Source organism: Pseudomonas sp. GL_117 (assembly GCF_057835125.1).
On record NZ_CM174418.1, the window covers coordinates 3,818,985 to 3,837,624 of the forward strand.

Sequence of the window (18,640 nt, forward strand, 5' to 3'; positions counted from 1 at the left end):
GAGTGGTACTGCATTGCGTGGTCACCTTGCGAGAGTGACATCCGCGCTTTGCATGTGGGTTTACATCTTTTCCTACATATTTTTCACGATTTATTCACATCTGCAGCCGTAGTGTGAAGCCTCATCCGTTACAAATGTTGCATATCAAGCCCGCCGCCCCAGCGGGCTTTTTTTTGCCTCGGATCTGCTTTAACGCGAAGCCTTGGCGACCGGCGCCGCCGCCTGTTCACGAATCGCACGCTGGGTATCCAATACCCGCGCCAACGCGGTTTCAGCCTCGGGGCTCTGTTGCGGGACACGAATGGCCGCCGACACCAGCGTGATCAACTTGGCCATCACCTCGGCATCCGTCGCGGGGCGGCCCAGGCTCATGGAGTTCATCAGCAGGCGCAATTCCGTGCCGGCCATCACCCCGGAAATCGCCTTGAGGGCAAATTGCAGACGCACGCCGAGTTCGTTGCGCGGCAGGTCCGGCAGGGCCAGGGCGAAGGCTTCGAAGAAGCGCTGGAACACCGGCTGGTAATGCACCTTGAGGTATTCCTGGATGAACGGCGAGGTGTCGCTGTAGACCCGGCCGAGGAAACGGATGAACGAGCGGCCTTCGCCACTGGCCGGATCACTGCGTTCCAGGCCCATGGCCGGGGCGAACAGCACGCCGAGCAGGGTGTCGCAATCGAGCGGGCCGTCGGATTCGGCCTCGCAGCGGGCCAGCAGCTCCAGGCGCTGCTCGTTGAGCGGCTCCAGGCGTTGCATCAACAGGGTTTTCATCAGGGAATCCTTGTCCCCGAAGTGATAGTTCACGGCGGCCAGGTTGACTTGGGCACGTTCGGTAATCTGGCGTAACAAAACCGCGTCATATCCGTACTTGATAAAGAGGGCCTCAGTCGCATCCAGCAATCGAGTTTTGGTAACGTTTGGAGCGCTGAGTTTCTTCGCGACCATAAGAGTTCCACGGCGGAAATATTGTTTTAAAAAATAATTTGATTTTTTATACCGGGGCCGCCCGTCGAAAGCAAGTAGTGACACACCGCCATGCTATCCAAAGCCTTTGAAAACGGGGACATGGAGGCGGGTCAAAGGGGTTGATGGGGGCTCGAAAAGGCCGGCGGGGACTTCGTTTCAAAGGGTAAAACCGCTCTACATCCATGGCTGGCGAAGCGCATTGAACGCGGTTACTATTCAAAGAATATTTTAAAAACAAGAAATAAAACCGGTCCATGACGCCTACCCGGCAGCACCCGATCTTGTTACAAGGCTTTACCGGGAGTACGGGGTAGCGTCGAGACTGAAGGCGTAGTCATGATGACAGATACCCCCGCGCACCCAGGCTTGATCTCCCTGCAAGGCATCGGCAAACGCTACCAGTTGGCCGGGCAGCCACTGTCCATTCTCAATGATGTGTGCCTGTCCGTCGCCCGTGGCGACAGCTGCGGTATTCTCGGCGCCTCCGGTTCCGGCAAAAGCACCCTGCTCAATATCCTCGGCCTGCTCGACTTGCCCAACTGCGGCAGGTACCACTTCGCCGGCCACGACATCTTCAACGCCACGCCCGATGAACTGGCCGCGATCCGCAACCAGCAGATCGGTTTTGTGTTCCAGAGTTTCAACCTGCTGCCGCGCCTCAGTGCCCTCGATAACGTCGCCCTGCCCCTGAGTTATCGCGGCATGTCCCGCCATGAATCGGTGGCGCAGGCGCTGCGCATGCTTGAACAGGTCGGCCTGGCCGACCGTGCCCACCACCGCCCCGCCGACCTCTCCGGCGGCCAGCGCCAACGGGTCGCCATCGCCCGGGCGCTGGTGGGCAACCCCTCGGTGATCCTCGCCGACGAACCTACCGGCAACCTCGACAGCAGCACCGCCCAGGACATCATGGACCTGCTCCTGGCCCTCAACCGCGAGCAGCACGTCACCCTGATCATCGTCACCCATGACCCGCAGATCGCCGCACGCCTGGAGCGCAAGATCCTGGTGCGCAACGGCGTGGTGCAAGAGGCCGCGCACCCATGAGCCTGCGGGTCGAGCAGAGCCTGAGCCAACTGCTGCATGAAGCGTTCCTCAGCCTGCGCACCCTGGGCAAGCGCTCGGTGCTGGCGTTGCTCGGCATCGTGATCGGCAGCTCCTCGGTGGTGGCATTGATCAATATCGGCCACAACGCGGCGGTGGATGCCGCGATGATCTTCAAGGACATGGGCACCGACACCCTGATCGCCGGGTTCCCGCCCAAGGGCAGCAACGCGGTGACTATGCGCGCACGCCTCGACCTCGACGCCGTCCGCCAGGCCGTGCCGGGCATCGCGCATATCGGCGCGCTCAGCCTGTTCAGCGGGCCCGTCGTGTTCCATGGCCGCACCACCAACGCCAACTACGTCGGCAGCACACCGGGCCTGCAAGACGCGATGCGTTTGAGCCTGGCCGAAGGGCGTTTCCTGTCGGCGTTCGACGCCAATGAAACCTACGCGGTAATCGGCGACCAGCTCGTGCAGGCCCTGAGTGCCCCCGGCGACCCGCTGCAAGTGGGAGATCGGGTACGCATCAATGATTACCTGTTCCTGATCGTCGGCATTCTGCAGCGCCAACCACGTGCGATGTTGATGCCGGTGCAGGGCGGCGAATCGCTGTTTATCCCGGCCGAAGGCATGCGCCGCATCTACGCCACCCCGCAGATCAACAACGTGGTGATCCGTGCCGCGCCCGGCCAGGACATGGAGCACATGGCCGCAGCCGCCAGCGCCGCGCTGCAACCGCAGCTCAGCGAACACAGCGTGGACATCACCGTGCCCCAGCAAATGATCGACGGCATGACCCGGCAAAGCCGCACCTTCGCCTACCTGCTACTGGCGCTGGGGGCGATCTCCCTGGTGGGCGGCGGGGTCGGCGTGATGAACGTGATGCTGATGAACGTGTCGCAGCGCCGCCGCGAAATCGGCATCCGCATGGCCCTCGGCGCGCGTCAGCGGGACATCCGCAACCTGTTCCTGCTCGAAGCCGTGACCCTCACCGCCGTCGGCGCGCTGTGCGGTGCGGTGCTGGGCATGGGCGCCGCGTGGCTGTACGCCTGGCTGTCCGGCTGGGAGTTTGCCCTGGCCGTCGCCGCCCTGCCCCTTGGGGTCGGCAGTACGTTGTTGGTGGGTCTGTTCTTTGGTATCTACCCGGCGGTCTCGGCCTCGCGGTTGCAGCCGGTGGAGGCCTTGCGCGATGAATAAATGGCTCGCCGTCGTCGCCCTGATCAGCCTGCCGTGCATGGCCGCCGACGTGCTGATCAACCCTTCGGCGCCCAGCAGCGCCCGCAGCGTCTCGTTGAATGCCCAGGTCACCGCCCTGACCCTGGGCGATGCGGTGTACCTGGGCCTGCGCAACAATCCGGCGATCCGCAGCGCGTACCTGCAACGGGTGGCGCAGAAGTTCGACCTGCGCGTGGCCGAAGACGTCTTCAGCCCCAAGCTCACCCTCAACAGCTACTACCGCAGCACCCGCGGTTCGGCCGACAACGCACGCAACGCCAACGTGGCGCCGGCCACCAGCCTGCTCGGCGAGTACGGCACGCGCCTGAGCATGGCCTGGACCCAGCAACTGAACAACGCCAACCGCGCCGGCCGCTACCGCAGCGACGGCCTCGACCTGGCGCTGATCCAGCCGCTGATGCGCGGTGCCGGCTGGGACGCCACCACCGCCCCGCTGCGCCTGTCGCGCCTGGCGGAACAGGCCAACCGCCTCAACCTCAAGGCCACCGTGGCGCAGACCATCAGCCAGATCATCGCCACCTACCGCGAACTGCTGCGCGCCCAGGAACAACTGAGCATCGTGCAAGATGCGCTCAAACGCTCCGGCACCCTGCTGGAAGTGAACAAAGCACTGATCAGTGCCGGGCGCATGGCCGAGTTCGAAATCGTGCAGACCGAAGCCGACATCGCCACCCAGCAACTGGGCGTCGAAGAAGCCCGGAACCAGCTCGACACCACCCGCCTGGCGTTGCTGCGCCTACTGGCCCTGGACCTGTCCACGCCGATTCGCGCCACAGAAGCCCTCGAGGCCAGCCCCATGCAGATCGACAAGGGCCAGGCCTTCAACCTCGCGCAAAACCAGCAGCCGGAATACCTCGCCGCCCTGCTCGGCAGCCAACAGGCCGACCTCAACCTGGTGATCGCCAAGGACTCCGGACGCTGGCAAGTGGACCTGGTCGCCGGCGCCAACCAGATCCGTGACGCCTATAACAACGACGCCGGCAGCCGCAACAACCGCACCTGGGACAGCTACGCCGGGGTGCAGGTGCAGATCCCCATCGGCGACATCAGCACGCGCCAGGCCGAAGTGCGCGCGCGGGTGAACGTGGAAGACCAGCAGATCCGCATCACCGACGCCCGCCAGGCCCTGGAGCGCAGTGTCAACGATGTGGTGCGCGACCTCGGCACCCGCTGGCGCCAATATGAAATCTCCCAACGCGCCGTGGAGCTGTCGCGGCGCAAGATCGAGATCGAACGGGAAAAACTCAGCGCCGGGCGCTCCACCAACTTCCAGGTGCTGAGTTTCGAGGCCGATTTGCGCAATGCCGAAAACGCGCAGCTCAATGCGCTGATCGCTTATCTGAACGCCCAGACCCAGCTCGACTTGACCCTGGGCATGACGCTGGAAAGTTGGGAAATCGCCCTCAATGACTACTAATCAAAAACGCCTGCTGGGCGCCGGGTTGATCGTGCTGTTGGTCGGCGCCGGGCTGACCTGGCGCAGCACCGCCGAAAGCCCGGCCACCGCCACCGAGCAATGGCTGGCGGTGAACCCCGAGCCGCTGGTGCATCAGATCGGCCTGGTGGGCAAGATCGAGCCCGACACCACCCTCATCCTCACCGCGCCCTTCGATGGCAATGTCGAGGCGAACCTGGTGGAGCAAGGCCAACGGGGCGACGCCGGCCAGGTGTTGCTGCGCATGGACCCGGCAACCCTCGAAGTGCAACTGCGCGAAGCCCTCGCTGCCCAACTCAAGGCACGTCGCACCGTGCAGGAGATGCAGGACTGGGACAGCAGCCCTGCCGTCAGCCGCGCGCGGCGCAGCCTGCGCACCGCCGAAATGAACGCGGGCAACACCCAACGCAAACTCAGTGAAAGCGAAAACCTGTTCCAGCGCGGCATCATCCCGCGCAACGAACTGGACGACCTCAAGCAACAGACCCGCCAGCAACAACTCGATCTCGCCGCGGCCCGCAGCGAGCTGCAACAGGCCATCGACCAGGGCAAGGGCGAATACCGCCAGATCGCCGACATGGAACTGACCAACGCCACGGTCAAATACGACGCCCTGCGCACGCTGCTGGCAGGCCGCGAGGTCAAGGCGCCGTTCTCCGGAATCGTGGTGCCCGCCCCCGGCAATACCTCGACGCCAGGCAGCAACAACGCGCCGGTGCAGGCCGGCAGCAAGGTCAACCAGGGCCAGGTGTTGTTTGGCCTGGCGAATATCGAGCGGTTGAAGATCGTCGCCAAGGTCTCGGAGTTGGACATCAACAGGTTGCATCAGGGCCAGGCCGTGGAGGTGCTCGGCGACGGGTTTGATGGCGAACGGCTCAACGGCGTGGTCAGCGTGGTCAGCGGCTTGGCGATTGCCGGTGACAGCCAGGGCAGCGCGCAGTTTGCGGTGAGCTTGTCGATTCCCAAGCTCACGCCACAGCAGTTGCAGCGGGTGCGATTGGGCATGAGTGCGCGGTTGACCATTGTCACTTACAACAATGCACAGGCGATCGTGGTGCCGGCGCAGGCGCTCGTTGGCGGTGAAGTGGAATACCGGGAGGCGATGGACAAGCCGGTGGAACGGGTCAAGGTCACGACCGGGCAAGCGACGGCGCAAGGGGTCGAGGTCTTCGGCCTAAAACCCGGCTTTATCAAAACCCCCAGATAACCCTGTAGTGAGCGGGCTTGCCCCGCGCTGGGGGGCGAAGCCGCCCCAAATCCCGGCACCTCGGTCTTCCTGATACACCGCGGCGGAGCGTTTTGGGGCGGCTTCGCCCCCCAGCGCGGGCAAGCCCGCTCACTACAAGGTCGGGGTCAGTTTTGCGGCGAGGGCTTTGGCTTGGAGTGCCACGTCGGTGACAGCCGTGCTTTCCCACCACAGCCCCCGCAACGGCGGGCCCATGGCGAACAAACGGCTGCTGACTTGCCCTTGCGAGTCCACCACCGCCCCACCCGCATCTGCCGCAATCCCCAGCGCCAATGGCCCGGGCCGGATCAAGCCGCGCTTGAGCAATTGCTGTGGCAGCGGCCGGGCCACGCGGCGCCAGTCATATTCGATGCCGCTGGAGTTGATCAGCGCCGCCCCCCGAACCCGAGTGATTGCCTGCTCGCCGCGATAGCGCACGCGAATGCAAACGCCATCTACCGACGGCTCCAGGCCTTTGTACGACGCCGCCTGAATACGCAGGCGCCCCGCTTCATGCAAGCGCGCCACCAACTGCGCGCTCAACGGCGGTGAGCGGTGGTGATGACTCTCCCACCACGGCCGCACATGCCTCACGAACTGACGCTTTTGCCGCTCACTGGCCTGGCTCCACAACCGGCCGATATGCGCACGCACGGTGTCCAGCGGCGCTTGCCAATCGATGCCCTGGGCCTGTGCGATCCGGCATTGGCGGCGCACCTCGCGCAGCAGTTGCCGAGGGCTGCGCAGGCTAGGGTCTTCGGCGAGAAAATCCACCCAGCCCGGCGGCTGCCGACGCACATGGGGCAACAACCCATGCCGTGAAAAAACCTCGATAGGCCCGCGATGCCCGGCCAGTTCCAGGGACACCACGGCGTCGACCATGGTCAGCCCGGAGCCGATGATCAGCACGGTGGCCTGCGGGTCAATCTGGGTCATGCTACTCACGTCCCATGGGTCAACCGCCGCCGCGTTCAAACCGCTGGACTCGGTCTGCGGCGTACGCGCCGCCGGAAACATTCCGGTGGCCAGCACCGCAAAGGCGCCGCGCAGTTGCTGGCCGTTATCCAGGGTCAACAACGTCGCCGCTTCATCCACTTGCACGTCGACCACTTCGCCGCGCACATGCTCGACCGTCGACGCCGACAACGCCTGGGCCTGCGCCAACCGCTGCTGCGCATACAAGCCAAAGATCCCGCGTGGCGGGAACAATTCGCTGATCGGCACGCGCTGCTGGTGCGCCTGCGGCCAGCCACCGGCACCGATGTAGTCGGTGAGCCATTGGGTCAGGTCATCGGCGTTGTCCGGGTCGACGCTCATGCGCGCGGCGTTGCCGTTCAACGTGTGGCCCAGCTCAACTGCGCTGTAGGCCTCGCCACGGCCGAGTTCGGCGCGCGGTTCGATCACCAGAATCCGCCGCTGGCCCGGCCGGCGCAGTAGTTGCACCGCGAGCATCGTGCCACTTAGCCCGCCGCCGATGATCAAAACATCGGCGTTGCGGATGGAGTCAGTCATGCCTGTTCGCCTTTACTGTTTACCCAGATAAATGTCGTGCAAGTCGCCTCGCGCCAGCAGCTGCGCCGCGTTGCCACTCAAGGCCACGCGGCCAGTATCCAGCACGTAACCGTGGGACGCATAGGTGAGCGCGACGTTGATGTTCTGCTCGGCGATCAGGAAGCTCACCTGCTGCTCGCGGTTGAGCTGGGCGATGATCGCGAAAATCTCCTGCACGATCATAGGCGCCAAACCCATGGACGGCTCGTCGAGCAGTACCAAAGTAGGACGGGTCATCAACGCCCGGCCGATGGCGACCATCTGCTGCTCGCCACCGGAGGTCAGCCCGGCGCGGGTGTGGCGCTTGGTCTTGAGCCGGGGAAACCAGCTGTAGATACGCTCCAGGTCGTGTTCCATGTCCTGGCGACTCAGGCGCCGCACAAAGCCGCCGCTGCGCAGGTTGTCTTCCACGCTCAGTTGGCCGAACACATGGCGGCCCTCCAGGACGTGAACCATGCCTTGGCGCACGCGCTGGCTGGGGTCGACACCGGCCAGGTCGGCGCCGGCGTACTCAATCACCCCCCGGCTGACTTCGGCGCGCTCGGCGCGCACCAGGCCGGAAATCGCCTTGAGCGTGGTGCTCTTGCCTGCGCCATTGGCGCCGAGCAAGGCGACGATAGCACCCTTGGGCACGTGCAGCGAAACCCCGGCCACCGCCAGGATCGCACCGTCGTAGATCACTTCGATGTCGTTGACCGTCAGCAGCGACGGGGTGGCGGATGCAGCGGCGGGCTGGTGCATGGTTTATTCATCCCCGGTGCAGGTGCGCGGCGTCAGGCCTTTTTCCTTGGCGAAGGCCGCGGATTTTTCGTCGATCAACGGCCGCAACAGTGCACGGTCGGCCGGGATCCATTCACTGACCAACGTCCAGTTGGCGCCGTCCCATTGCTGTACCCGCGCCGAACCGCCGCCTTCGTGGTCACGGCACGACAGCTTGAGGTTTTGCATCAGGCCCAGGTAGCCCATGTCCTTGAGGCGAGCGTCGTCGATATTCAAGTGCTCCAGGCCCCAGCGGCCTTCTTCGCCGTTGAGCGGGCGCTTGCCGAACTTGGCCTGGGCGGTACGTATGGCTTCCACCGCCACGGCGGCGTTCACCAGGCCCGAGTTGTAGTAGACGCTGCCGAAGTTTTTCAGGTCCTTGAGGTCGCTGTGGCCCTTGTCGAGGATGTATTGCTTGAGGCGTTTGTGGATCTCGAAGTCGGCACCGGCCGGGTAAGGCGTCAGCGCCAGGTAGCCTTTGGCTGAGCTGCCAGCGGGTAACACGTCTTCGCTGGAACTGGCCCAGATGTCGCCGATGATGTGGTCGACCGGAAAGCCGAAGCGTGCGGCAGTCTTCACCGCCACCGGGGTGGAGACGCCCCAGGTGCGCAGGAACACCCAGTCCGGGTTGGCCTGGCGCACCTGGCGCCATTGTGCCGATTGCTCGTTGCCTGGGTCGGCCACCGGGATCTGGATATTTTCAAAGCCGTACTTCTCGGCGAGCAGCTTCAGCGGGCCGAGGGTTTCGCGACCATAGGCCGAGTCGTGGTAGACGGTGGCGATCTTCTTGCCCTTGAGTTTGTCGAAGCCGCCCTCGCGCTGAGCAATGTAGTTCACCAGCGTCGACGCCTCGCTGTAAAAGGTCAGCATCACCGGGAAGTTGTACGGGAACACCGTGCCGTCGGTGGCCTCGGTGCGCCCGTAGCCGAGGGTGATCAGCGGGATCTTGTCCACTTCCGCACGCTCGCTCAGGGCATACGCCGCCGGTGCGCCGTTGGGCTGGTACACCGCCACCGGCGCGCCATCCAGGCCGTTCTTGAAGCGCTCGTAGCACTCGATGCCTTTCTCCGCCGTCCACTCGGTCTCGCACTCTTGCCACACCAGCTTGACGCCGTTGATACCGCCTTCGACCTCGTTGATATAGCGCAGATAGTCGATCATCCCGGCCCACACCTGCACGCCGCTGGACGCATAGGCGCCGACGCGATAGGTCGCCAGGGGAATAAATTGCTGATCGGCCGACGCCACGGCCTGGGGCACAGCACCGGCCAATGCCGCCAGTGCAAAGGCAGCACCGGCGAAAGAACGTTTCAAGGATGCACGCATGAAGGATTCTCTTGGGAAGTTAGAAGCGCAGCGGCCACTGCCGCACACGGTCACGCAGGTTGTGCAACAAGCGAATCAAGCCCTCGGGTTCCTTGATCAGGAACACGATGATCAACACGCCAAAGATGATTTTTTGCAGGTTCTGCAACTGCCCCGCATCCACCGCGCCGCCGAACAGCGCCTGCCCGGCATGACTGAGGAAAATCGGCAGCAAACTGATAAAGGCCGCACCGACAAAGTTGCCGGCGATGCTGCCCATGCCGCCGATAATGATGATGAACAGGATCTGGAATGAGCGATTGATGTCGAAACTGCTGGCGCTCGCCGTGCCCAGGTAGGCAAAGGCCCACAGCGCACCGGCGATGCCGAGGTAGAACGAACTGACGGCAAACGCCAGGCGCTTGTAGCGCACCACCGGGATGCCCACCACGGCGGCGGCGGTGTCCATGTCGCGGATCGCCATCCAGTTGCGTCCGACCTGGCTGCGCACCAGGTTGATCGCGGTCCAGGTCAACACCACCACCGTCACCAGCGTCAGCAGATAGCGGCCCAGCGGCGTGTTGAGGTCATGGCCGAACAGCGCAAGCTTTGGCGCGGAGATGGTCCCGGAGGACCCGTAGTTGTAGAACCAGGGGAATTTGACGAACAGCCACTCCAGGAAAAACTGCGCGGCCAAGGTGGTGACCATCAAATAGAAGCCCTTGATCCGCGCGCTGGGCAGGCCGAACAACAGCCCGACCAGCGCGCTGATAATCCCACCGCCCAGCAGCGCCACCGGCAAGCCCAGTTCCGGCAGACGCAGCAGAAAGCCATAGGTGGCAAACGCGCCGACGGCCATGAAACCCGCCGCGCCCACCGAAGTTTGCCCGGTGTAGCCGGTCAGCAAGTTCAGGCCAAGCCCGGCCAGCGACAACACCAGGAACGGAATCAGGATCGCGTTCAGCCAGTAGTCATTGCCCCACAACGGCACCACGATAAACGCCAGCGCCAACAGGCCGATCAGGCCCCAAGGGAGGCGCCGCTGGATCAGCACCAACGGCGCGCAGTGTTGCGCAACAGGAATCGACATGGTTTCAGACTCGCTCGATGGCGCGCTCGCCGAACAGGCCGGCGGGACGGATATACAGGAAGGCCAGGGCCAATACGTAGGCAAACCACGGCGTGATGCCGCCGCCGATCAACGGGCCGATATACACCTCGGCGAGGTTCTCCGCGGCACCGACGATCAGCCCGCCGACAATTGCCCCGCCAATCGAGGTAAAGCCGCCGATGATCAGCACCGGCAGGGCCTTGAGCACCACCAGCGACAGCGAAAACTGCACGCCCTGGCGCGCGCCCCACAACAGCCCGGCGACCAGCCCGACCACCCCGGCCACGGCCCAGACGATCTGCCAGATGCGGTTGAGGTTGATACCGATGGACAGCGCCGCCGTGGTGTCATCCGCCACCGCGCGCAACGACACACCGATGCGGGTCTTGTTGAACAACAGCGCCAACACCGTCACCAGCACCACCGCCACCGCCGCCGCGATCAGGTCAAACTGGCTGAGCATCAGCGGGCCGACGAACAGCGGCACATCGTCGATGCCCAGATCCAGAGCGCGCACCTGCGAGCCCATCAGGCCCTGGGCGAGGCCTTCGATGATGAACGAGAGGCCGAGCGTGGCCATGAACAAGGTGATCTGCGAACGGTTCACCAAGGGCCGCAGCACCAGGCGCTCGATCAGCAGCGCACCGAGGCCCATCACGATCACCGTGAGCAGCAACGCCAGGGCAAACGGCACCCCCTGATCATGCAGGCTGACGAAGGTCAGCGCGGCGAACAGCAGCATCGCGCCCTGGGCAAAGTTGAACACGCCGCTGGCCTTGTAGATCAGCACAAAGCCGATGGCGACCAGCGAGTACATGGTGCCGGCGAGCAGGCCGCCGAGCAGGGTTTCGAAGAAGAACGTCATCAGTGCGCCGCTCACAGGTAGGCCGCGATCACTTCGGGGTTGGCTTGCACTTGCGCGGGCGTGCCGTCGCCGACCTTACGTCCGTAGTCGAGCACCACCACGTGGTGGGACAGGCCCATCACCACGCCGATGTCGTGTTCGATCAACACCACGGTGGTGCCCAGGTCACGGTTAACGTCGGCGACGAAACGTGCCATCTCCTGTTTTTCCTCGGCGTTCATGCCGGCCATGGGCTCGTCGAGCAGCAACAGACTGGGCCCGGCGATCAGCGCCCGGCCCAACTCCACGCGCTTTTGCAGGCCGTAGGACAGGTTGCCCACCAGCACATCGCGGTGGGCTTGCAGTTCGAGAAATTCGAGCATGCTCTGGGCGCGCCGGCGGAACGTTTCGGCCTCGCGGCGTGCGCGGGGCAGGCCCAGGGCTTGCTCAATGAACGTGCTGTGCATATGCCGCGAGAGGCCGGTGAGGATGTTGTCGAGCACGCTCATCTTCTTGAACAGCGCGTTGTTCTGAAAGGTGCGGCCAATGCCGCGGCGCGCCGCACCCAATGGGTCGATGCGGTGAAAGTGCCGGTCTTCGAAGACGATCTCGCCGGCATCGAAGCGATACACGCCGTTGAGCACATTGAGCAACGAACTCTTGCCCGCGCCGTTGGGCCCGATCAACGCGCAGATCTCACCGCGCTGCACGTCAAAGGACAAGGCATTGATCGCCTTGACCCCTTTGAACGACAGCGAGATGTCGCGTACCTGGAGAATGGTTTGGCTCATGCGATGTCCCGTTTGAATTCAGCCAGCCACGTAGGCGAAGCGGTGGCTTTGAGGGGTTGCCAGATGTAGGCCAGGCGCTGGAAACCGAGCAGCTTGCGCACGCGGTTTTTCAGCAGCCGGCGCAGGCCGCTTTGCGGGTGCGCGATGGCCCACTCGCACAAGCGTCGACGCCAGGTGCCGTGGGGCGCCAGGCGGCTTTCGATTTCATCGGCCAGCAGTTGCAAGCAGGTGGCAGACAGCAACAGGCCGGTGGGCGCCACTTCGCGCCGATCACGTTGCGCCGAGGCCAGGCTTTCCGGGAAAGCCAGGCCATGACCACTGTTCAGCCATTGCTCCAGCACCACGGTCAGGCCGCCCTGCCAATGGGTGCCCTCTTCGCTCCACAACGCGGTTTCACCGCTGGGTTGCCACCAGCGCGTGAGGTGTTGCGCCGGATCGACCGGGCCGAGCAGTTGCGCGAAGTCCAGCGGATTGAACGATGCCCAATGCCGTTGCTGGCGACCGGGTGCATACACATGGGTGGGACGGATACGCCACAGCTGTTGCTGCACCGCGTCGGGCTCCAGGTCATCGGCCAGGGTCAAGACTTGCCCGCCGATGGACTGGGCAGCCAGGGCCAGCAGCAACAGGTTCGGCTCGAACGCGCCGCTCAAGGCCAGGCGCGACTGTTCGCTGAAGCCCTGTTGGCGCAAGCCGTCCGCCAGACGCTCGACATCGCGCAACGCGTCGATCCAGCGCCACGCATGCCACTGGCCCAGGCGCTTGTGGCGCAAGGCCGTATGCAGCGGTGTGATCTGTGCCCAGTGCTGCAGTTGTTCAAGGGCCTTGGGCAGGTTGCCGAGCAGCTCGGCAGGCCATTCCACGGCCAGCGGGCGTTTTAGTTCATGCACGCTCATAGGGATTACTCCTATTGGTAGTCAAGCGTGCGGTGGTCCGCTGGCCGATATGGATCAAACAATGAAGATCAACTGTGGGAGCTGGCTTGCCTGCGATGGCAGACTGTCAGTCGATGCATTTGTAGCTGACCCACCGCTATCGCAGGCAAGCCAGCTCCCACAGGGATCGGGGTGTGTCTGTTAGAGGGTGGTGGCCTTGAGATCGCGGTAGCTGGCGCCGGGGTGGTTGGCGCCCAACCGCGCGCCGTCGCCAAACAGCTTTTCGCGCAGCGTGCCCTGGGCATATTCGGTCTTGTACACACCGCGCTTCTGCAACTCCGGCACCAGCAACTCCACGGCGTCGATAAAGGTTTCGTGGGTCAGCGCATAGGCCAGGTTGAAGCCGTCCACATCGGTCTCTTCCACCCACTCCTGCAACAGGTCCGCCACGGTCTCGGGGCCGCCGACAAACAACGGGCCAAAGCCACCAATGCCAACCCAATCAGCCAGTTCATTGGGCGTCCAGACCTTGTTCGGGTCGGCGGTGGAGAAGGCTTCAACCGCCGATTGAATGGCGTTGGTGTGCACGTGCTTGAGCGGCTCATCCGGCTTGAACTGGCTGAAGTCGATACCGGTCCAGCCGGAGATCAGCGCCATCGCGCCTTCGTAGCTGACGTAGGATTTGTATTCGTCGAACTTGGCCTTGGCCTTGGCATCGGTCTCGCCGACGATCACCGTCTGCAAGTTGAAGATCAGGATTTTCTTCGGATCACGCCCGGCTTCTGCGGCACGGCGGCGGATGTCGGCGACGGTCTTTTTCAGCAGCACCTTGGACGGCGCAGCGACAAATACGCATTCGGCCTGTTCGGCGGCAAACTGCTTGCCGCGACTGGACGCACCGGCCTGGTAGAGCACCGGCGTGCGCTGCGGCGACGGCTCGCACAGGTGAATGCCGGGCACCTGGAAGTGTTTGCCGACATGGCGGATCTCATGGATTTTGCTCGGGTCGCTGAAGATCCGCCGCTCGCGGTCGCGCAACACCGCACCCTCCTCCCAACTGCCTTCCCAGAGTTTGTAGCAAACCTCCAGGTATTCCTCGGCGTAGTCGTAGCGGGCGTCGTGCTCGGTCTGGGCTTTCTGGCCGAGGTTCTTGGCGCCGCTTTCCAGGTAGGAGGTGACGATGTTCCAGCCGATACGGCCCTTGGTCAGGTGATCGAGGGTGGAGAGACGCCGCGCAAACGGATACGGGTGCTCAAAGGACAGCGAGGCCGTAAGGCCAAACCCCAGGTGTTCAGTGACCAGGGCCATCGGCGCGATCAGCGACAGGGGGTCGTTGACCGGCACTTGGGTGGCCTGGCGGATCGCCGCTTCACCGTTGCCCTGGTACACGTCGTAGATCCCCAGCACGTCGGCGATGAACAGGCCGTCGAACTTGCCGCGCTCAAGGATCTTGGCCAGGTCGGTCCAGTATTCCAGGTCCTTGTACTGCCACGAACGGTCACGCGGGTGCGCCCACAAACCGGGAGACTGGTGGCCGACGCAGTTCATGTCGAAGGCATTCAAGCGGATTTCACGGGACATCACAGCACTCCGTTGAGGTGGTAGTTGCCGACGATCTGGTACTTCGCGCGCAACGGATCATCCAGGGTCGAGGGCAGCGCGGTGCGTTGGCCGGTGAGTTCGAATTCGGCGTTGCTCGCGGCGATCAAGGCTTCGGCGGCGGCGATCTGCGCTTCGGTGGCCGCCACCGGGCCGGGATGGGTTTCGGCGCGTTCCAGCAAGGCGGCAGCCACGTCCACGCGGATCTGCAAGTCGCCGAAGCGGCTGATCACATAAGGGTCTTCGCTTTTCTCGACATGGCGGCGGGTGCTGTCCAGCAGTTGGCGCGCAAGGTTCAATGCGGTCATGGGTGAGTTCCTCAGTTCCAGGCGTGGCGCGCAGGTTTCACGCCGTTGAGCACGAAGTTGCCGATCAGGTGGTATTTCCAGCGGGCCGGGTCGTGCAGGGTGTGGGTGCGGGCGTTGCGCCAGAAGCGGTCGAGGTTGTGCTTGCCAGTGACCGAGCGGGTGCCGGCCAGTTCGAACAGTTTGCTGCTGGCCAGCAAGGCGGTTTCGGCGGACAGCACTTTGGCCTGGGCGACGACCAGCGAGGCGTGGGCGACGCTGTCTTCGCTGGGTTCGGCGAGGGCGTGGTCGACGGCGCGGCCGGCCTTGGCGAGGATGGCTTCGGTGCCGTGCACACGCCATTCCAAGTCACCGATGGCGGCGATGGTGAACGGGTCTTGCCAGCCGTACTCCTGCTGGCTGTCGATCCACGGGCGCGCCTGGCGGGCGAAGATTTTCGCTTGCTCAAGGGCCCCGAGGGCGATGCCGGTGTCGACCGCCGCCTGGATGATCTGCGAGATCGGGCCGTTGGCGGTGGGCTGGTCGAACGCTTGGTGCGCAGGGATGACGGCAGACAGGGGCACGCTGACGCCATCGAGGGTCACGCCGCCGCTGGCGGTGGTGCGCTGACCGAAGCCGTCCCAGCTGTCGATTACGTTCAGGCCCTGGGCATCACGCTCGACGAAGGCGATAAATGCCTGACCCTTTTCGTTATTGGCGACGGTGGGCACGATGTGGGCGAACAGCGCGCCGGTGCAGTAGAACTTTTCGCCATTGATTTGCGCGCTGTCGCCATGGAAGCGGATTTGCGTATCAAAGGTGCCGGCGTTTTTGCTTTTGGCTTCGGAGAACGCGTTGCCAAAGCGATAACCGGCCAGGACCTTGCCGAAGTAGTAACGCTTTTGTTCCTCGCTGGCGGTTTGCAGCAGGATGTCGACCACGCCCAGGTGGTTTTGCGGGATCTGCCCCAACGACGGGTCGGCGGCGGAGATCAGCTTGATCACCTCGGCCACGGTCACATAAGACACCTCGGCGCCGCCATAGGCCTTGGGAATGGTGATGCCCCACAGGCCGCTGGCAGAAAATTCTTCAAGCTCGGCGACGGGCAGGCGTCGCTCACGGTCGCGCTCGCTGGCCTCGACGGCAAAGCGTGCCGCCAGGCGCGTGGCGATCTCGATGGCTTGCGCGTCCGAGCGGATGATATGGGCAGGGTGTAAAGGGTGGGCAGACATGGGCCGACTCCAGGCTCCGATGGGATAACGGAGTGATTGCAGGAGTCGTGCCGGAATGTGATTGCCCGTAAAGTCGGGTGGTTTCCTGGAAAAAAATGGAGCAACACACAATTAAAATCAGCAAACTGTCTAACGAGTGTTGCTCCAGCAACAGTCTTACTTATGTTGAGTACAACGTGAAACTCACCCTTTTCGAAGTTTTAATCTTCGACGCTATACAACGCTTGCGCTGAGTAGTCGTTATTGTTGACGATATAGCTGGCAGTCGCTTGCGTTGTGGGAGATGCAAAGAGCGCATCGTACAATACAAATTCAATCATCGTATTGACATCAGTGACTGTCGCGCTCGAGAAAAACCCCCATTGGCCGTCAGTAAGGATCTGAACATTAACCTGGTCACCAATTGCGATCCCTGGATATAGCGGGATGACGAGCCGTGCTTTGTTACCCACTATTACTGCACGAGAAATAACATTGCCACTAGAGGGCACAATAGAGGGCGCAGGCAGTAAGGCTGAGCGAGATACTAGAACTCCGTTCATTAACATATCCTCTTTGATTAAAGTTGACGACACGCCCCCACCGCATTCGGAATGAATATGGATTGTAAAGTCACTGCACAAGAAGCCAAGACAGTGAAACTAGAGCGCCCACCGAATATAAACAATCAATTCAAAAGAAATAAGCTGTGAAATCTGCCAGTTGACAATCTAAATAACGACGTTCCGTACAAACTTCACGGCGACATCCCCATCATTGCGATAGGTGTGAGGCTGATGACTGGCGAACATGAAAAACTCGCCGGCGCCGATGCGGTTTTCTACGCCAGCCACGACCAGGGTCAGGCTGCCCTCGAACACAAACAGTTGCTCACTCCAGCCTTCGAGGTCGGGGTCCGGGCAGTAACGGTCGCCGGGCTCCAGGCGCCATTCCCACAGCTCCACTTCACGCCGCGCCGTGGCCTTGGCCAGCAACACCGCCTTGCTGCCGTCGATCTCACCGGCCCAGGCCAGCTCGTTGATGCGGCTGTGGTCGCGCACGTCCGGGGCCTGGATCAGGTCGCTGAACGCCACGTCCAAGGCTTCGGCCACGCGGTCCAGGGTGGACAGGCTGACATTCTTCTCGCCGGCTTCGATGGCCACCAGCATGCGCCGGCTGACTCCGGACTTTTCCGAGAGCGCGGTCTGGCTCAGGTCGGCGGCATGGCGCAGGCGGCGCACGTTCTGGCTGACGTGTTGCAGGACCGAGGCCCGTTGTGGATTTTCTTTGTGCACTATATTGCTCAATGGGTGGGTGTGCGCAGTATACTGCCCAGCGTGCGGCGCATTGTGCGGTCCGTGCCTTCCCCTTGCAAGACCGAGCCGCCATGACCACCGCCAAATCCCCCTCGCGTTTCAACCGTTTCAGCAAAGCCGAATGCATCCTGGTGTTCATCACCATGATCTGGGGCGGCACCTTCTTGCTGGTGCAACACGCCATGACCGTCAGCGGCCCGATGTTTTTCGTGGGCCTGCGCTTTGCCGCCGCGGCGATTGTGGTGGGCTTCTTTTCCTTGCGGACCTTGCGTGACCTGACCTTGTTCGAGTTCAAGGCCGGGGTGTTTATCGGCGTGGCGATCATGTTTGGCTACGGCTTGCAGACCATTGGCTTGCAGACCATCCTCAGCAGCCAATCGGCGTTTATCACCGCGCTATACGTGCCCTTTGTGCCCTTGCTGCAATGGCTGGTGCTGGGCCGGCGTCCAGGGTTGATGCCAAGCATTGGCATCATGCTGGCGTTCACCGGCTTGATGCTGTTGACGGGGCCTGCGGGCGCATCGTTGAACTTCAGCCCCGGGGAAATCGCCACATTGATTGGTGCAATAGCCATAGCCGCCGAAATCATTTTGATCGGCGCCTATGCCGGGCAGGTGGATGTGCGCCGGGTTACGGTGGTGCAACTGGCAACGGCCTCGGTGCTGTCGTTCATGATGGTGGTGCCGATGGGCGAGGCCTTGCCGGGGTTTTCGTGGTTGCTGCTGTTCAGCGCGGTCGGCCTGGGCTTGACCAGCGCGGTGATCCAGGTGGCGATGAACTGGGCGCAGCAGAGCGTTTCGCCAACGCGGGCCACGCTGATTTATGCCGGGGAGCCGGTGTGGGCCGGTGTGGTCGGGCGGATTGCCGGGGAACGCTTCCCGCCGATCGCAATGGTGGGGGCGGCGTTGATTGTGTTGGCAGTGATAGTGAGTGAGATGAAGAGGAGCAGCTCGAAAGTCGCCAATACCGAGAGCGCCGTCGAACCGGAAAGCCAGGGTTGATGCATGAGATTCAAGCTACAAGCTGCAAGAAATGTAGGCCCGACTACTCTCTTGTAGCTTGCCGCTTGTAGCTGCCTTCAACTGCTCCTGT

At 63.0% G+C, this 18,640-nt stretch carries 18 protein-coding genes; 5 read left to right on the top strand and 13 right to left on the bottom strand.

Going from position 1 to position 18,640, the window contains the following annotated elements; genetic code table 11:
- Positions 1-189 precede the first annotated feature (189 nt).
- Entirely contained in the window at positions 190-942 is a 753-nt protein-coding gene (locus AC3ISR_RS17215; RefSeq protein ID WP_192296577.1) for a TetR/AcrR family transcriptional regulator, read from the bottom strand.
- A gap of 357 nt (positions 943-1,299) precedes the next feature.
- Here AC3ISR_RS17215 and AC3ISR_RS17220 point away from each other — a divergent pair, with 357 nt between their 5' ends.
- Genes AC3ISR_RS17220 through AC3ISR_RS17235 form a run of 4 tightly spaced genes read left to right on the top strand, consistent with a single transcriptional unit; the run spans position 1,300 to position 5,884 of the window.
- Entirely contained in the window at positions 1,300-2,007 is a 708-nt protein-coding gene (locus tag AC3ISR_RS17220) for an ABC transporter ATP-binding protein (RefSeq protein WP_463983573.1), read from the top strand.
- Positions 2,004-3,203, top strand: a complete 1,200-nt coding sequence (locus tag AC3ISR_RS17225) for an ABC transporter permease (RefSeq protein WP_192296579.1) — start codon at positions 2,004-2,006, stop codon at positions 3,201-3,203. The genes AC3ISR_RS17220 and AC3ISR_RS17225 overlap by 4 nt, the downstream gene beginning before the upstream one ends.
- The gene (locus tag AC3ISR_RS17230; protein WP_192296580.1) at positions 3,196-4,659 is read left to right on the top strand and encodes a TolC family protein; all 1,464 of its coding nucleotides are present in this window, start codon (positions 3,196-3,198) and stop codon (positions 4,657-4,659) included. Before AC3ISR_RS17225 ends, AC3ISR_RS17230 begins: the two co-directional genes overlap by 8 nt.
- Positions 4,649-5,884: an efflux RND transporter periplasmic adaptor subunit gene (locus AC3ISR_RS17235; protein ID WP_489324385.1), complete on the top strand. Its 1,236-nt coding sequence runs from the start codon at positions 4,649-4,651 to the stop codon at positions 5,882-5,884. Before AC3ISR_RS17230 ends, AC3ISR_RS17235 begins: the two co-directional genes overlap by 11 nt.
- A gap of 132 nt (positions 5,885-6,016) precedes the next feature.
- Here AC3ISR_RS17235 and AC3ISR_RS17240 read toward each other — a convergent pair whose 3' ends face one another.
- From AC3ISR_RS17240 to AC3ISR_RS17295, 12 genes are all read right to left on the bottom strand, one after another.
- Positions 6,017-7,414, bottom strand: a complete 1,398-nt coding sequence (locus AC3ISR_RS17240) for an FAD/NAD(P)-binding protein (protein WP_463983572.1) — start codon at positions 7,412-7,414, stop codon at positions 6,017-6,019.
- A 12-nt stretch (positions 7,415-7,426) separates the two neighbouring features.
- Positions 7,427-8,194 carry an ABC transporter ATP-binding protein gene (locus AC3ISR_RS17245; protein WP_192296583.1) on the bottom strand — a complete coding sequence of 256 codons (768 nt, stop codon included), beginning with the start codon at positions 8,192-8,194 and terminating at the stop codon, positions 7,427-7,429.
- Positions 8,195-8,197: 3 nt separating this feature from the next.
- Complete coding sequence (locus AC3ISR_RS17250; RefSeq protein ID WP_463983571.1) at positions 8,198-9,538, bottom strand: ABC transporter substrate-binding protein; 1,341 nt, start codon at positions 9,536-9,538, stop codon at positions 8,198-8,200.
- Between the two features lie 19 nt (positions 9,539-9,557).
- A complete protein-coding gene (locus tag AC3ISR_RS17255; protein WP_226456400.1) occupies positions 9,558-10,607 on the bottom strand; it encodes a branched-chain amino acid ABC transporter permease in 1,050 nt (349 codons plus the stop codon).
- A 4-nt stretch (positions 10,608-10,611) separates the two neighbouring features.
- A complete protein-coding gene (locus AC3ISR_RS17260) occupies positions 10,612-11,493 on the bottom strand; it encodes a branched-chain amino acid ABC transporter permease (protein WP_489324386.1) in 882 nt (293 codons plus the stop codon).
- Between the two features lie 11 nt (positions 11,494-11,504).
- Positions 11,505-12,263 carry an ABC transporter ATP-binding protein gene (locus tag AC3ISR_RS17265; protein ID WP_489324387.1) on the bottom strand — a complete coding sequence of 253 codons (759 nt, stop codon included), beginning with the start codon at positions 12,261-12,263 and terminating at the stop codon, positions 11,505-11,507.
- Positions 12,260-13,159: an AMP-binding protein gene (locus AC3ISR_RS17270; protein WP_463983568.1), complete on the bottom strand. Its 900-nt coding sequence runs from the start codon at positions 13,157-13,159 to the stop codon at positions 12,260-12,262. Before AC3ISR_RS17270 ends, AC3ISR_RS17265 begins: the two co-directional genes overlap by 4 nt.
- A gap of 180 nt (positions 13,160-13,339) precedes the next feature.
- Positions 13,340-14,719 (bottom strand): LLM class flavin-dependent oxidoreductase, encoded by a 1,380-nt coding sequence (locus tag AC3ISR_RS17275; protein ID WP_192296589.1) that lies wholly within the window; start codon positions 14,717-14,719, stop codon positions 13,340-13,342.
- A complete protein-coding gene (locus AC3ISR_RS17280) occupies positions 14,719-15,045 on the bottom strand; it encodes an acyl-CoA dehydrogenase (protein WP_192296590.1) in 327 nt (108 codons plus the stop codon). The genes AC3ISR_RS17275 and AC3ISR_RS17280 overlap by 1 nt, the downstream gene beginning before the upstream one ends.
- Before the next feature lie 11 nt (positions 15,046-15,056).
- The gene (locus AC3ISR_RS17285) at positions 15,057-16,253 is read right to left on the bottom strand and encodes an SfnB family sulfur acquisition oxidoreductase (RefSeq protein ID WP_192296591.1); all 1,197 of its coding nucleotides are present in this window, start codon (positions 16,251-16,253) and stop codon (positions 15,057-15,059) included.
- 200 nt (positions 16,254-16,453) lie between these two features.
- A complete protein-coding gene (locus tag AC3ISR_RS17290; RefSeq protein ID WP_192296592.1) occupies positions 16,454-16,795 on the bottom strand; it encodes a hypothetical protein in 342 nt (113 codons plus the stop codon).
- A 168-nt stretch (positions 16,796-16,963) separates the two neighbouring features.
- On the bottom strand, positions 16,964-17,527 hold the full coding sequence (locus tag AC3ISR_RS17295) for a helix-turn-helix domain-containing protein (protein WP_192296593.1): 564 nt from the start codon (positions 17,525-17,527) through the stop codon (positions 16,964-16,966).
- Positions 17,528-17,619: 92 nt separating this feature from the next.
- On the opposite strand from AC3ISR_RS17295, the gene AC3ISR_RS17300 reads away from it, so the two are divergent.
- Positions 17,620-18,549 (top strand): DMT family transporter, encoded by a 930-nt coding sequence (locus AC3ISR_RS17300; RefSeq protein ID WP_463983566.1) that lies wholly within the window; start codon positions 17,620-17,622, stop codon positions 18,547-18,549.
- Positions 18,550-18,640 lie beyond the last annotated feature (91 nt).